Origin of the sequence: Paraburkholderia ginsengiterrae, assembly GCF_001645125.1 — a bacterium.
GTDB classification, from domain to species: Bacteria; Pseudomonadota; Gammaproteobacteria; order Burkholderiales; family Burkholderiaceae; genus Paraburkholderia; species Paraburkholderia ginsengiterrae.
In genome coordinates this window covers 1-14,665 of record NZ_LXKA01000350.1, presented here as the reverse complement: position 1 = coordinate 14,665, position 14,665 = coordinate 1, and the positions used below count along the sequence as shown (strand labels likewise).

Annotated in this window: 15 protein-coding genes; 7 read left to right on the top strand and 8 right to left on the bottom strand. The window is 62.2% G+C overall.

The window, feature by feature from the left end; all coding sequences use genetic code 11:
• Positions 1–121 precede the first annotated feature (121 nt).
• From argC to A6V37_RS31410, 4 genes are all read left to right on the top strand, one after another.
• Positions 122–1,069: an N-acetyl-gamma-glutamyl-phosphate reductase gene (gene argC, locus A6V37_RS31425; RefSeq protein WP_064268321.1), complete on the top strand. Its 948-nt coding sequence runs from the start codon at positions 122–124 to the stop codon at positions 1,067–1,069.
• A 492-nt stretch (positions 1,070–1,561) separates the two neighbouring features.
• Positions 1,562–2,983 (top strand): DUF2957 domain-containing protein, encoded by a 1,422-nt coding sequence (locus A6V37_RS31420; RefSeq protein ID WP_064268292.1) that lies wholly within the window; start codon positions 1,562–1,564, stop codon positions 2,981–2,983.
• 98 nt (positions 2,984–3,081) lie between these two features.
• Complete coding sequence (locus tag A6V37_RS31415; protein ID WP_064268291.1) at positions 3,082–4,323, top strand: DUF2957 domain-containing protein; 1,242 nt, start codon at positions 3,082–3,084, stop codon at positions 4,321–4,323.
• 166 nt (positions 4,324–4,489) lie between these two features.
• Positions 4,490–5,314, top strand: coding sequence for an OmpW/AlkL family protein (locus A6V37_RS31410; RefSeq protein WP_064268290.1), 825 nt, complete (start codon positions 4,490–4,492; stop codon positions 5,312–5,314).
• Positions 5,315–5,611: 297 nt separating this feature from the next.
• Here the strand turns inward: A6V37_RS31410 and A6V37_RS31405 are convergent, their stop codons facing one another.
• Both A6V37_RS31405 and A6V37_RS31400 read right to left on the bottom strand, forming a co-directional pair.
• Positions 5,612–6,247 carry a LysE family translocator gene (locus A6V37_RS31405; protein WP_064268289.1) on the bottom strand — a complete coding sequence of 212 codons (636 nt, stop codon included), beginning with the start codon at positions 6,245–6,247 and terminating at the stop codon, positions 5,612–5,614.
• 80 nt (positions 6,248–6,327) lie between these two features.
• Positions 6,328–7,197, bottom strand: a complete 870-nt coding sequence (locus A6V37_RS31400) for an NAD(P)-dependent oxidoreductase (protein WP_064268288.1) — start codon at positions 7,195–7,197, stop codon at positions 6,328–6,330.
• A gap of 94 nt (positions 7,198–7,291) precedes the next feature.
• Here A6V37_RS31400 and A6V37_RS31395 point away from each other — a divergent pair, with 94 nt between their 5' ends.
• Both A6V37_RS31395 and A6V37_RS31390 read left to right on the top strand, forming a co-directional pair.
• Positions 7,292–8,047, top strand: coding sequence for a Mut7-C RNAse domain-containing protein (locus A6V37_RS31395; protein ID WP_064268287.1), 756 nt, complete (start codon positions 7,292–7,294; stop codon positions 8,045–8,047).
• A 113-nt stretch (positions 8,048–8,160) separates the two neighbouring features.
• On the top strand, positions 8,161–8,439 hold the full coding sequence (locus A6V37_RS31390; protein WP_064268286.1) for a hypothetical protein: 279 nt from the start codon (positions 8,161–8,163) through the stop codon (positions 8,437–8,439).
• A gap of 155 nt (positions 8,440–8,594) precedes the next feature.
• On the opposite strand, the gene A6V37_RS31385 is transcribed toward A6V37_RS31390, so the two are convergent.
• The gene (locus A6V37_RS31385; protein WP_064268285.1) at positions 8,595–8,807 is read right to left on the bottom strand and encodes a hypothetical protein; all 213 of its coding nucleotides are present in this window, start codon (positions 8,805–8,807) and stop codon (positions 8,595–8,597) included.
• A 386-nt stretch (positions 8,808–9,193) separates the two neighbouring features.
• Here A6V37_RS31385 and A6V37_RS31380 point away from each other — a divergent pair, with 386 nt between their 5' ends.
• Positions 9,194–10,126: a DMT family transporter gene (locus tag A6V37_RS31380; RefSeq protein ID WP_100249394.1), complete on the top strand. Its 933-nt coding sequence runs from the start codon at positions 9,194–9,196 to the stop codon at positions 10,124–10,126.
• A 66-nt stretch (positions 10,127–10,192) separates the two neighbouring features.
• On the opposite strand, the gene A6V37_RS31375 is transcribed toward A6V37_RS31380, so the two are convergent.
• From A6V37_RS31375 to A6V37_RS31355, 5 genes are all read right to left on the bottom strand, one after another.
• The gene (locus tag A6V37_RS31375; protein WP_064268284.1) at positions 10,193–10,444 is read right to left on the bottom strand and encodes a hypothetical protein; all 252 of its coding nucleotides are present in this window, start codon (positions 10,442–10,444) and stop codon (positions 10,193–10,195) included.
• A gap of 780 nt (positions 10,445–11,224) precedes the next feature.
• Positions 11,225–11,923 carry a DUF2242 domain-containing protein gene (locus tag A6V37_RS31370; protein WP_064268283.1) on the bottom strand — a complete coding sequence of 233 codons (699 nt, stop codon included), beginning with the start codon at positions 11,921–11,923 and terminating at the stop codon, positions 11,225–11,227.
• Positions 11,924–12,092: 169 nt separating this feature from the next.
• A complete protein-coding gene (locus A6V37_RS31365; protein ID WP_064268282.1) occupies positions 12,093–12,746 on the bottom strand; it encodes a lytic transglycosylase domain-containing protein in 654 nt (217 codons plus the stop codon).
• 103 nt (positions 12,747–12,849) lie between these two features.
• Positions 12,850–14,130, bottom strand: coding sequence for a cytochrome-c peroxidase (locus tag A6V37_RS31360; RefSeq protein ID WP_064268281.1), 1,281 nt, complete (start codon positions 14,128–14,130; stop codon positions 12,850–12,852).
• A gap of 8 nt (positions 14,131–14,138) precedes the next feature.
• On the bottom strand, positions 14,139–14,665 hold a 527-nt coding region (locus A6V37_RS31355), incomplete at its 5' end, for an alkaline phosphatase family protein (RefSeq protein ID WP_244174063.1).

The following is a 14,665-nucleotide window of genomic DNA, read 5'->3' as shown; positions in this document are numbered from 1 at the left end:
TGTCACGTCAGGCGCGCATCGTCGTTTTTTCATGCCTTTTGCGCGCCTGGCGCCGTCAGGTCTTAAAATAACGTTCCGGCGCGGCGTCGCGCCCCGTTTCCAGCAAGCTAGTGAGATCGAGATGAGCACGAAAGTATTTGTCGACGGACAGGAAGGCACGACCGGCCTGAAGATTTTTGAATACCTGTCGCAACGCGCCGATGTCGAGATTCTGCGTATCGAAGAAGCGAAGCGCAAAGACCTCGATGAGCGCCGTCGTCTCATCAACGCCTCTGACGTTACGTTCCTGTGTCTGCCCGACGTCGCCTCGCGCGAATCGGCTTCTCTGGTCGAGAACGATCGCACCGTGCTGATCGATGCCAGCACCGCCTTCCGCACCGCCGCCGACTGGGCTTACGGCTTGCCTGAGCTGGCCCGCTCGCAACGCGAGCGTCTGCGCACGGCGAAACGCATTGCCGTGCCGGGCTGCCATGCGTCGGCGTTCGTGCTGGCCATGCGTCCGCTGGTCGAAGGTGGCGTGGTGGCGCCCGAATTCGGCGCGCACGCCTACTCGATTACCGGCTACAGCGGCGGTGGCAAGAAAATGATTGCCGACTACGAAGCCGGCGGCAACGACCGGCTCAAGAGTCCGCGCCCGTACGCGCTCGGCCTCACGCACAAGCATCTGCCGGAAATGGCGGCGCACACGGGCCTGAAGTCGGCACCGGTCTTCACGCCGATCGTCGGCGACTTCTACAAGGGTCTCGCGGTGACGACCTACTTCTCGCCAAACCAGTTGGCCAAGAAGACGACCCCGCAAGACGTGCGTGCGCTGCTCGCGGAGTACTACGCGGGCGAAGCGTTCGTGCACGTCGCACCGTTCGACGCGGATGCGAACCTCGACGGCGGCTTCTTCGACGTCCAGGCGAACAACGACACCAACCGTGTCGACCTGTTCGTGTTCGGCAACGAGGAGCGCTTCGTGACCGTCGCGCGCCTGGACAATCTGGGCAAGGGTGCTTCCGGTGCCGCGATCCAGTGCATGAACCTCGCAATCGGCGCCGCCGAGGAAACCGGCTTGAAACGCTAGGCAAGTTCGAGATACAGCGAGCAATTCGCTGTCAATCCACGCAAAAGCCGGTTCGCCAGAGCCGGCTTTTCTGTTTTAAAAATCCGCCTTTTCAAACTCCCCACCTCACAGTTAATCAGTATTAGCCCGCATTACTTAAAAAATAAAAATCGGACTGCTCAGCAAATTCCCGGTAATTCATCCCTGTCAGCAACCCGCTCAGCATAGTTTTCCGCATAGGGAAACTCCGGACTTTTTGTCGAACGATCGTTCGCAGATGATAGAGCCATTTTGCTGTAACGCTTACCTGGCAAGGGTGTGCGGCGAAGCAACGGTGCCGCTCCTCGCGCGAAATTCTCTTTTTTGTTTAAAAGGGCGGCCGACGTCCACACGGCGCGCAGCCGGCCGCCAATGCGCTGTTTGAATCGATCTTTTTAGACGGCTCATTCAATTGACAGGCATTAATAGCGCGGCGAAATTAGTTCGCACAATTACATGAAGGGAGACAGCAGCATGTCGCAAGCCATTACTCGAGGCCTGGCGATGGCCCTTGCCACGGCCCCATTCCTGATCGCTTGCGGTGGCGGCAAGGCCGACAATCCAGGCCCGGTCAACCCTCCGCAATGCTCAGGCGCGAGTTGTGGCGTGCAAGGTCCGCCGCCCTCCGCTCCGAGCACGGCGGCGCTCTGTCCCGCGACCGCCGATATCGTCAAGACCACCTTCCTGGGTGGCGCGGGTAGCGGCGAAGTGGTGCAGTTGAACATCGACGCGACGGCGATGAAGTACACCCTCAAGTGGCTCGAGTCGCCGATTCCGTTGCGCACGGGACAGGTCACGCCGACCCGTGCAGGTACGCAGATCACGGGCGCGGTAATCCACCCGCCGACCGGTGCGCTGCCGACCGCCGAACAGACGCGCTGCGCCTTCATCCTCGGCGCCGGCACCGGTACCGCGGCCGGCGACGGCCAGCCGTACACGACGCCCGATTTCGTCAACAACCCCAATCCGCCCATGATCCTCGTGGGTCTCGGCGTGGCGGGCGGCGGCATTCCAGGCGCGACCGTCGAGTTCGACGGGCTCTCCATTCCGCTCGTGGGCTCCGGCATCGGCGCGGTGCCGAGCCGCCATTTCGACTTCTATCCGTTCCTCGGTTTCGCCACCACGACGACCGACATCACCAAGTTGCCCGGCACCTATAACGGCCTGCTCTATCACCTGGCGCCGTCGGGCAACTACGCGACCGTCGCGACCAACACGGTTGAAACGTTTGATGCCAGCGGCACGTGCACCAGCAGCAACACTGCCAATCCGAACTACTCGCCGAACGCCGGCGGCTGCCTGAGCACCGGCAATCCGTGGACGTCAAACGCCAACGGCTATTTCGACAGCCAGCAGGCACCGCAGATCGTGCAGCAGTTCAAGCTGCCGATCATCGGCGCGACCGGCAAGTCGGGGACGGCGCACATGATTCTCGGCCAGATCAACGGCGCAACCGTCCCGCTGGTCGTGCGCACGGGCTTCATCAATCTCGGCACCGCCCCGCTGCATCTCGACGCGAAAGTCGACGACGAATCCGGCATCGCCATGCTCGCCGCAGCCACACCGCTCGCCTCCGGCGGTTTCGACGGCGGGTATGTCGGCGCGGATTCGAACTTCAAGTACACCGCGACGCTGATCCAGGGCGCCGTCGGCACATTCATCAATCCGAGCACGTCCGCGGCGGAAAGCGGCTTCGGTCTGGGCTATGGCCTGGCGAGCCCCGGACTCGTCGGCGTGCAGGACACCAACGGCAAAACGGGCCTTGCGATCGCGTCGGGCGGCTTGTACGCCATCGCGATTCAGGGTGTGGAAAACGGCGGCATCACCTCAACCTCGGCCAATTCGGATACGCCAAGTACGCCTTACTTCGGCATTGGAGCGCAGATCAGCAAATAAGGCACCAGGGACCGGCAATTCGCTGTACGAGACATAAATAAAGCAAAGGGTGGCTGGACTGGGAGCCGGCCACACAACGAGAAAATTCTGGAGGCGGTATGAATTGGAGAATCATTTCGGTGCTCGCTCTTGCAGCACCGTTGCTGGGGGCGTGCAGTGGTAGCGGCGGCGACGGTCCGGTGACAGAAGTCCGTCTGTGTCCGGCCTCGCTCGACTACAACACGGTGTTCACGGGTGGCGGCGGCGACGGCGAACTCGTCAAGCTGCAACTCGATACGACCAAGATGACCTGGCAGGTCAACTACATCGAGTCGCCGATCCCGGCAACCACGGGCACCGTCGTACCGACGCGTGCGGGCCAGAGCGCCAGCGGCACGCTGACCCAGGAAACCTTGCTGCCGACCAACAAGCTCAATCAATGCGCGTTTCGCCTGAACGGCGCGAGCCTCGATCCGAATCGTCCGGCGCGGATCTTTGTTGGCGAGGGTGTGGCGGGCGGCACCATCCCGGGCGCGGAAATTTCGTTCGGCGGCATTCTCGGCGTCGGCGCCGTACCAGATACCAAGTTCCCGTACTACCCGTTCATCGGCTTCTCGTCGATTGAAACGAATATCGCGAACGTGGCCGGCACCTATAACCAGCTCGGCTATCACCAGGTCCCGTCACAGAACTTCCTGCCCGTCGCGGTCAATTCGAAGATCACGATCAACGCGGACGGCACGTGGAGCGAGTGCGACAACTCCGGTGTCAACGCCGGCAAATGCCAGCAGCCGGGCAGCAACTTCGCCCAGTCGGCCGACGGCAGCGGCGCGTTCCAGACCAACAACTTCCTCGGCCAGGCGAAACCGACACTCGCGACCACGCCGGAGGCGCGCGGTTACATGATCGTCGGCAAGCTGCGCAACCAGTTGGTGCCAATCCTCGTGCGCACCGGCGCGGCGAACTCGTCGGTGACCGTGCCGCAGAACGGCGCGCTCGGACCGTACGCCGACGACGAATCGGGCATCTCGATCCTGGCGCCGCAAAGCGCAATCACGGTGAACTCGCAAAACGGTGAGTACATCGGCGTGGATAGCCAGTTCGACTACCGCACCACCGCGCTCGAGGGCACGCAAGCCACGCTGCTCGATCCGTTCAACGCTTCGCAGGCATCGCTCGCGACGGCGCTGAATCTGGACTTCACGCAAGCCGTGCCGGGCGTCGTGACCACCACGCAGGTGGGCGCAACGACCGGCACCACGCCAACCGGAAAGATGATCTTCACGGGCGGCGTGTTCGGCTACCTCGATCTGACCAACGCGGCCTCGCCGTACTTCACGATCGGCGCCTTCGTCCAGTAACAGGCGCAGCACGCGCCGCCAATCCGCAACGTGGCGTTCGCGTCCCGGCTGCCGCGTAGCGTCGCGGCGCGGCAGCCGGTGCCCAACGAACAGGCAGCGCGCCGGCGTATTCGCCGAGCGCCGCGCCGCGGGCGATGTGCGTACGCGTGCCTCAGGGAGAAGCAACATGAAAAAGTTCTTACTTGCGATACTGGGCGCCTGCTTGTGCGCCAGTGCGCACGCCCAGCATGCGGGCGACAACGTCGCCGTGCTCGGCTGGTTCCATGTGACGCCGACAAAATCGAGCACGCCGCTCACCACCAACGTCGCGCCCGTGCCGATCAACACGCCGCTGCGCCTGCCGAGTTCGTTCACGTCGTCCGGCACGAGCCTGTCGAGCAGCAACGCCGATACCGCCGGTCTGGTATTCAGCCATTACGTCACCGATCACATTGCCGTATCGACGGTGGCGGGCATACCGCCGGTGTTCCAGATCTCAGGGCGCGGCACCATCAAGCCACCGGGACCGGCAGGCGCGCTCGGCACACAGAACCTCGGCGACCCGCAAGCCAATCCCATTGTGAAGAGCGTGCGCCAGTGGAGCCCGGCGTTGCTGTTCCAGTACTACTTCAATGAGCCGACCGCGAAGTTCCGGCCATTTGTCGGTATTGGCGTGTCGTATAACTGGTTTTCCGACCTCCAGCTGAGCCAGAACTTCATCACGTCGACGCAGAACAACCTCGGCGCCGTGCTGGCCGCCGGCGCGGGCAAGCCGGGCCAGACGCAGGTGTCGGCGAAAGCATCCTCGTCCTGGGCGCCAGTGTTCAATGCCGGTCTGGCGTACAACTTTACCGACCACTGGGGACTGGTCGCATCGGTCACGTACATTCCGCTAAAGACGACCTCGTCGGTCATCATCAAGGCTGCGGACGGTACCGAACTGTCTGTCACCAAGGCAGACCTGGCGGCCGATCCGATCATTTCGTTCCTGGCCCTCTCGTACAAGTTCTAGGTCGGGCAGGCGTTTAGCCACGCAGCCGGCGGCCCCGTGCAGGGGTCGGCCGGTTTTGTTGTTTATGGGGGCGGGAAATTTGGGCAAAAAAAAAGCCCGCCTAGGTTGGCGGGCTGAATCCATATCAGAGGAGACATGGAGGAGACAAGACGAACTATAGCAAATCGTTTGGTGCGACGCAACATGCAAATTAGGGTAGACCCTCGAGTTGCAAAAATGCAACGCACCACCAGTCGTCTCGCCATAGCCGGTTGGCCGGGCCATGCGCCCTGCGCCCTGCGCCCTGCGCCTCCGCGCCTAGTGGCGCACCAGCGCCATCATCGCGCCGAAGCCGACAAACACGCCTCCAGTCAGACGATTGAACATCCGCGCGACGCTGCGGCTCTTCAGCTTCGCGCCGATTCGCGTGCCGAAGCCCGCGTAGACCAGGTACCAGCTCACCTCGATCGTGGCGAAAGTGGCAACCAGCACGCCGAACTGCGGCAGCTTGGGTTGTGCGGCGTCGATGAATTGCGGCAGCAGCGCGGCGGCGAACAGGATCGCCTTGGGATTGCTGCCCGCCACCAGAAAACCGTTGCGGAACAGCGCGAAAGCCGAGCGCGCGGGCTTTGCGGCCAATGCGTCGGCCTCACCGGCGGCAGCTTCATCAGCCGGAGCGCGCCAGGCCTTGACGCCGAGATACACGAGGTAAGCCGCGCCGATCATGCGCAGCGCGTCGAACATGGCCGGCCAGGCCGCGAGAAATACGCCCAGCCCGGCCGCCGAGACCGACAGCATCAACACCAGCGCTGACAGGCACCCCGCCATGGTCGCACTGGAGCGGCGCAGCCCGTGCTGAGCGCCGTGCGTCATCACGAGCAGCATGTTCGGACCGGGAATCGCGGAAATGACAAAGACCGTGGCAACAAACAGCCACCAAGTATGCAGACTCATGGGACTTACGACCAAAATGAGGATTGGGCGGCCATTATGCCCGCCCGCACCCGTCAGCATTTGCCCATGCTTGCGGTTTCTTAGCGTCCGGCCCGCCGTGCGGCAACCTGGCCCAGCACCGCAAAGTCCTTCTCACCGTCGCCGTGGGCCACGGCTTCAAGCAGGCTGTCGCGCACCACGCTCGCAATCGGCAGCGGCGTCGTAACAGCATCGGCCGCGGCCAGCGCAAGGCGCACGTCCTTCAGACCGAGGCGCGCCTTGAACAGCGCCGGCTCATAGCGCTGCTCGGCGATCATCTTGCCGTAACCCGCGTAGACCGGTCCGGGGAACAGGCCGCTCGTGATTACGTCGAGGAAATCCTGCATGCCGACGCCATGCCCGGCCACCAGTGTGGCCGCTTCGCCCAGGGTCTCGACCGCGGATGCGAGCATGAAATTAGCCGCGAGCTTCATGACGTTCGCCTGTTGCGGCAATGACCCGATGCGCCAGGTTTTCTGGCCGATCGCGTCGAAAATCGGCTGGACGCGGTCGATCGATTCAGCCGGCCCGGCCGCGACGATCGTCAGCTTGCCCGCCGCAGCGACGTCAGGCCGGCCCATCACCGGCGCGGCAACATAGTGAATGCCGCGCGACGCGTGCGCTGTCGCCAGTTCCTCGGCCAGCGCCACCGAGACCGTCGCCATGTTCACGTGGATCAGCCCGCGCGGAGCGTGCTCTAGCAACGACGCGGTCACGACTTCGCGCAAGGCGGCGTCGTCGGCGAGCATCGAGAGCACGGCGTCGCCCGCAAACGCTTCGGCCGGCGTCGCGACGACCCGCGCACCGACGTCGGCAAGCGCCTGCGCGCGCTCCGGCGAGCGATTCCACACGCGCACCTGATGCCCAGCCTTCAAAATGTTTACAACCATCGCAGCGCCCATTTCGCCGAGGCCGATAAAACCGATGTCCATCTGTCGCTCCATCTTCTAAAGAACTGGAAGTAAAGCACACCCATGCGACAGATGCAGGGCAGCGCACAATGAAACACGGTGCGATACTGGAGCGATGGTCACCGCGACTTTCCGCTTCTACGAGGAGCTGAACGATTTTCTCGCCCGGCCGCTGCGCCGGCGCGCGTTCAGTTACGCCTGCGCACCGGGTGCCACCGCGAAGCACATGATCGAAGTGCTCGGCGTGCCGCACACCGAAGTCGAACTGATTCTGGTGAACGGCGAGTCGGTCGGTTTCAATCATCCCGTTTCAGAAGGCGATCGCATCGCCGTTTATCCCAAGTTTGAAGCGCTCGACATCCAGCCGCTCCTGCGCGTGCGTGAACGGCCCTTGCGCGTGGTGCGTTTCATCGCCGATGCGCATCTCGGCGGTCTGGCGCCGCTGCTGCGGCTTGCCGGCTTCGATACGCTGTACGACAACCATTACCCGGACGCCGACATAGAAGCGCTCGCCGCCGCGCAACAGCGCATTGTCCTGACACGCGACCGCGAGCTATTGAAACGCCGCAGCATCACGCATGGCTGCTACGTTCGAGCGCTCAGGCCACGCGAGCAATTGCGCGAAGTGTTTGAACGGCTCGATCTGGCCGGCAGCGCGCAACCATTCCGCTTATGTCTGATGTGCAATGCGCCGCTGCGACGTATCGCCAAAGAAGAAGTCGGCGCCCGCGCCCCCGACGGGGTGCTGCAGCGGCATGCCCAATTCGTGACCTGCGACGTGTGCCAACGCGTCTTCTGGGAAGGCACGCACTGGCAAAGAATGCGCGCGCTGATGGACAGCGTGGCGGCGCCGGGGGACCGCCGTTCGTGAGCTTCTCCCGGACGATGCCGGCTCCGCGCGTGACTACGCGGCGCCGCTCGCTCGCGTGACGCCCGGCGCGGTGCGTACAATGCGGGATTACTTATCTGGCAGAGGCCTTCCGTATGGCGATGAAAAAGACCGACCTTGAGAAAAACAAGGCACTCAAGCTGAACAACGCAATGAAGCTGGCAACTGCCGACCGCTTCGGTAAAGCAGCGGGTGCAGAGGCGAAACTCGATCGCCGGGAACAGCGCAAGCTCGACCAGGCGCAAGGCCTCGTCGCCTTTGCCTGCAAGCTGAACGACGAACTGGTCACCGAGCTGAAAGCGCGGGCCGCTACGCATCCCGAAGGTATGACGGGTCTGCTGAACGAAGTGATCAGGCGCGGCCTCGCAGGCTAATTGCCACGCAACTCGCGCTGCAAAAACAAAAAGGCCAGAGCGTAAGCTCTGGCCCTTTCGCTGGCGGCGCCTTCATACAGGTTCCCGCTGCACCAGCCGGACGGCGGCGCAATGCGGTGAAGCAGTGAGGCTCGCCTGACGCGACGAACGTCAGCTTAGTTTGCTGCGCCCTTGTCGTTCGTACCAGCTGCCGAAGCTGCTGCCGCAACCGGAGCACGCTTGCCGTGCGTCTTCAGTTGCTTGATGTGGTGCTTCTTCGGCGCGCTAGCTGCGGCAGCCGGTGCTGCTGCGTCGGACGCTTGTGCGAAAGCTTGAACGGAAACCAGCGCGATCGAAGCGGCTGCGAGCGAGACGATAACTTTTTTCATGTGTTGTTCCCCAAACCTGACGACTGAGTCAATGTGAATGAATAAGCTGCACGGTGAAGCAGACAGGGCTTGAGGCGCCTTCCCGCTCCCCGCGGGAGAGTATTACCCAGCGTAGGCAGTTTGTCATGCGTAAAACTCGATGTGTATTTTCCGGGAGACAGCCTTCTTTCGAAACGCTTTCACCCACCAGGCATCAGATATCAGGGAGACTACCTAGTCGAGGTCAGGCAAGGTTGTCGTCACGCATCCGCGTTCCTTGTCGCGGTCGCTCGATTTACGCGCGAGTCGCGCTAGTGCCCGGATAAAATTACTGTTTGTAGGCAAACGCTGCACCGCCAACCAGCCTCGAATGCCTTGTCAGAACCACTCCATTTGAAAAACCGCCTTTGAAAGCCGACACCCGCCAGCACCTGCGCGCCAATCTTCTGATGCTGCTCGCAGCGATGATCTGGGGCTCCGCGTTCGTCGCACAACGCCTGAGTCTCGACGCCATCGGACCATTTCTGTTCACCGGGCTACGCTTCCTGCTCGGCGCGCTCGTCGTGCTGACGATGATCGTATGCGTGCGCCGCCCCGCACTGGCCGAGCTGACAAAACACGGCGCCGGCGGTGCTCGTGAGTTGCTCGGCGCCGGCGCGCTGCTTGGTCTGGTGGTCGCCGGGTCGATCTCGTTCCAGCAGATCGGTCTGCAGTACACGAAGATCGCCAACGCCGGCTTCATCAGTTCGCTCTACGTGGTAATCGTGCCCTTGCTCGGCGTGCTGTTCAGGCATCGCACGGGAATCGGCACGTGGCTCGGTGCGGCGCTGGCGGTCGTCGGCATGTATTTCCTGAGCGTCAACGAACACTTTTCGATGCTGTACGGCGACTGGTACCAGCTCGCCGGCGCGCTGGTGATTTCCGTTCAGATGATGCTGGTCGGGCGCTTCGCGCTGCGGCACGACACGCTCATGCTCGCGTTCGTGCAGTTCGTGACCTGCGGGCTCGCGTGCCTGCTCGTGGGCCTCGTCATCGAGCCGCTCAGCCTCGCCGCGATCGTGCGCGCCGCGCCGACCATCGTGTATGGCGGTGCGTTGTCGGTCGGCGTCGCTTATACGATTCAGGTGGTCGCGCAACAGCATGCCGCGCCATCGCATGCCGCGGTGATTTTCAGCATGGAAGGCGTGTTTGCCGCGATTGCGGGCTGGCTTGTGCTCGGTGAAACGCTGTCGGCGCGCGCGCTATTCGGGTGCGCGCTGATGCTGGCGGGTTTGATCGTCTGTCAGGTGATGCCGGCCTGGCAACGCGGGCGCGAACGCGCGCCTCAGGCGTCGCTATAAGTCCCGCGCATCGTCTCCGCCCGCAGCCAAACGGGCGAGGCCGGCGCCGTCGGACTGCTTACCCCGTCAGGCCGCACGCGGATAGCCGAGAGCGGTCGGCGTATCCGCAGTGGGCGGAAACACGCACCAGCACCCGTCGTCGTGACGAAAGAAGAATAATCCGCGCGAGCCCCCCTCCAGCGAAGTCTCGACGCGTACGTAACGCCGGCCTCCCAGACGGGTGCGGCTAAATTCGGTGACGTGAACGGGAGCCGACGGCGTCGGCGCAAGCCATTTCTCGACCAGAAAGCGCAGTGACTGTTCGCTCGCGGCTCTCATGATCCGCTCCGGATCGGTTTGTCGTGCGGCGCATCGTGCGTGGCTTCGGTGCCCTCGTCGCTGCTCGCGGCCGACTCATCCGTTTCCGCGGATGCCAGCGCTATCGCCCGATTGGTAGCGGCCGCCCGTAGCGTACTGCAATGGGTGGCATGTCTGATGTCCGAGAGAAGACGGACTAGTTGTCGTGCTGTTCTGCGTTTCATTACACACCCCCGCACCGCACCAATAACTTCAGAAAACACTTTAACTTTATGCCTGGATCGGTCGTCGCCGAAATGGTTTTGACGAAATAGCAACAGTTGCGTTTGCAAAATGAGAGACGCAATCTTCGTACCGTCCAGCTTCAATGTGCGCGTCTGAGGAATAGCGGTCTGTGCGCTGCCGAGCGCTCGCGAACGACGAAAAAAGTCACGCGGCAACCGGTAAAAACCCGGTCTGAAAGGCAAGTTATCCACAATTCCCTATGAATAACTTTGGGATAGTGCACGGAACAGCCTGTGTGTGAAATCTTGATAAAGGGCTGCGGTAGCCAAGCCCCGTCAAAGTTATCCCGGCTTTGTAGTTTTTCTACAGACGTGTTCCGCAGGGTTATTGGACTTGCATGACGTTGATGTGACGCGACATTTGGGAGTTATCCACAGAAGGGGTTAACCCTTGTTAACTATTACTATATATATATACGCATGAAGTAAAAGACATAGGATAAGTACCCCTTCGCGCTGAGATTGAAGGCTGATCAGACCTTGATCAGCCTTAACCTGCTGAACCTGCGCTGAAGAATCAGGGCGCTACAGCGGTTCCGCTCGCCGGTTGCGCGGAAGCCGCCTTATCGATGGCGTCCGGCATGGCGAAGCTGGGCGCTGGAGCGGGAACTGGAGCCGGCGCCTCGACCGGCATTGGCAAGAGACTCGTCTCAATGCGGCTGCTGGTGACCGGCTGCGTGCGCACCACCGTTTGCAAATAGTGATCGACGAGCCCGAAGAAGCGGTCATAGAACTTGCCGGAAGGAATCGTCTCGCTCGAAACCTTGACCATCGCGTCGTTATTCGAACGGATCGGCAACGACAGCGAACCCAGCACGCTCAGACCGACGCTCGCCGACGTATCGCTCTTTTTCAGCGCAAAACCGTTCTGCACGGCATTGACGTACACGATGCTGGTATCGCTCGCCTCTTCCCCTGGCGTGCAGACCACGTGAAATTCGACAACCACGTGGGTATCGCCTGTCGGCTGGAAATTCTTGGTGCCGTCGACGGTATCGCTGCGGGGCATTGTCGTCAGATAGCCCTGGCTCAGCAGGGCGCGGCGGGCGGCCTCGCAGGCGTCCGTGGTACTCGAATTGAAATTGCGCGCATACGGGCTTGCGCCCGTTTCGAATAATTCCTGCTGGAATTTCGGCTGCGGCGTGCTGCTGCAAGCGGCAACGGCCAGCAGGCCGAGCAACGCGGCCGCAGTGGTTCTGGAGAAGGAGGTCAACATGGTCGATCGGAAGGGGCGCTGCGTGAGCGCGAATGGGAATGCATTGTAGATTGGTTGCCTGATGTGCGTAAAAACTACGCAGCGCGGCGTCCTACGAGATTTGACAGTCGACGGCCGCAGGCGCTCCCGGCGCGGCGCACCGAAGCAAGAAGAAAATTTGGGATAACGCTTAGTGGGACGTCAGAGGAATGCCCGGCGACGGTGTCACCGCGCCGCTTAGCCCGGCGGCATTGATAGCGGGCAGCGTGAACGCATTCGCCCAGCTTCCCGGCACAGCGCAACGCTCGGCCGCGGACTGTGCGTCGCACATACCCGCCTGGCCGTCCGCGTTTTGCGCGGCGTCTTGCGGCGTGTTGAGCGCAGCGAAGTCGCCGGCGCGCAGGCTTACTTTCTGCGCATACGCTTGCGACCCGCCGTAGCTTTTGAGCGCGGCGTTCAGGTCGCCGTTGGCCGAACGCATGTAGCCGTACAGGATCGCCGAGCCCACGTCGATATTCGCGGTCGGCTCGGTGAGGTCTTTCACGTTCCTCAACAAACCCCGATGCGCGCCCGGAACGACCTGCATCAGCCCAGTCGCACCATTGGAGCCTTTGGCCTTTTCCTTGAAGCGGGATTCGATCGAGATGATCGCCAGCAGGAGCGCCGGCGGGAGGGAATATTTGGAGGCGGCGGATTGCACCGCGTCGGAGATCTTTTGCGCCTTTTCCTTGGCCAGGCCGAATTTCGTCGTCAGATACGCGGCCATGCGGTCGCTGTTTTCGTCAGCCGACGCGGCTTGCATCAGTCCGAGCGAAAGCACGATCAGGCAAAGTAACCGGCTCATAACGAAGGATGGGGAAAAGGGGATCAGAGCATTATAGCTCTGCCCCCAAATTAGACCCAAAATCGTCTTAGGATTCGCGCACTCGCGGTGCTTCCCGAGCGGATCACTGCTGCTTCGGTTTCGGCACGTAGCCGTCGTTGAGCGTCGCGAGAAAAGCAGCGACGTCGTCGATATCCCGTTCGGACCACACCGGGCGCTCCCCCGCTTTGCGCGTGAGCGGCTCGTCGGTCGTGTCGACGTTCACGCGTAGCGCAACCGGCAAGTCGTTGAATTTGTCGACCTTGCCGTGGGCGTCTTTTGGATACCACTTCGCCGGATTGGTGTCGCGCTGAACGTAGAAACGCAGCGAGTCCTTTAGCGTATGAAAGCGACCGTTGTGGAAGAACACCTGGCGCGTCGCCGTGTTGCGCAGCGAGACCGATTTGAACAGGCCGCAGTTGCTCGTGTCGCTCGCCTGATCGGTGCGTAGCGGTCCGCACAAACCCATGTCGAAGTACTTCGGATCGGCGTTCGCGCGCAACTCCGGATTGCGCGGCACACCGAGCGCCTGGAAATTGAAGTCGGTGAACAGTGGATGGGAACCGTCGACACCCGCCTGATCGATGTGGCAGGCGGCGCAATTGCCGCCCGACGGATTGTCGAACAGTTTTTTGCCTCTCAGTTCTTGTGCCGTTAGTTGCAATTTGCCGTCGAGGTAATAATCGAACTTGCTGGTGTACGGATGAAAGCTCGGGTCTTCGAGTTCGAAGCGCTCGATCGCGTACATCGCCTGCGTGAACGCCCTGGCCGGGTCGGCGAAGATGTTCTGGCCGAACACTTCCTTGAAGCGTGCCGCATACGGCGCGCGCTCCAGTTTGACGAGCACTGCCACCGGGTCCTTGTTCGCCATCTCATCCGGATTGAGCAGCGGGAAACTCGCCTGATCGCGCAAGCGGTTGAAGCGGCCATCCCAGCCGAATCCGCCCACCGGCGCATTGTCCGTTTCGCTCAGCCGCTCGGACATGCTGGCTGCCTGCGCGTGGCTCCACATGGGTGTGCGGTTCAGCACGTAGCGCAGGCTCGGCACGGCGCGCGTGCCTTGCGAGCGCATGTCCGCCCCACCCAGTTGCGCTGCGAGGCCATTGGGTGGCCCGTACGCATGCGACGGGCTATGGCAGCTGGCACACGACATCTTGCCCGAGGCCGATAGCGATGCATCGAAGAACATCAGCTTGCCGAGCGCGGCAGCATCGCTATAGACGGGCTTCGCGTCGGCGGCAGCGCCAGGCGCGGCAACCGCTGCGGCCGCTGCCGCACCAGGCAACAGGACCGCAGCAAGCAGCGCGGCAAGCGCTGCAAACCGCGCGCCGGAGCGCGCGTTGAAACGTATTGCGGGAAACAGCATCGAGTCGCTTACAGGTTCGTGAAGATGTCGCCGCCGAACCCTACGAGGCCTGCCTGCGCCGCATAACCGAGGTGGTCGAGCTGGAAGATGTCTTCAATGCTCTTGAGCATCGAGTAATGGTTGTACTGCACCGTCGACACCCTGCCCGGCTTGATGAACTTCGAGATCATGACCGCGCCGGTGCGGTCGCCGCCGAAGCTCTGCTTCGTCAGGTTGATCGTCATGCCCTTGTACGTCAGCGAAGAAGTCTGCGGGAACGCCGGCAGATTGGGACCCGGCTGCTGGCTGCAGCAGGTCGCGCCGGCGAAGATCAGATCCTCGCCCGAGGCCGACTGCGTCACCGTGGCGTAACTGCTTTCGTCGAAGTTGATGATCAGCAAGCCGTCCTGCTGGAACGCCGGCGAAGCAGTGATAATCGGCACCCACTTCTGCAGGAACGTGTTCGCGCTCGTCAGGCCGCCCGGCTGGCCGTTCACGCACGGCGAGTCGTGACCGTCGTCGCACAGATTCGGCGTGATCAGATTGAAGTTGGCGG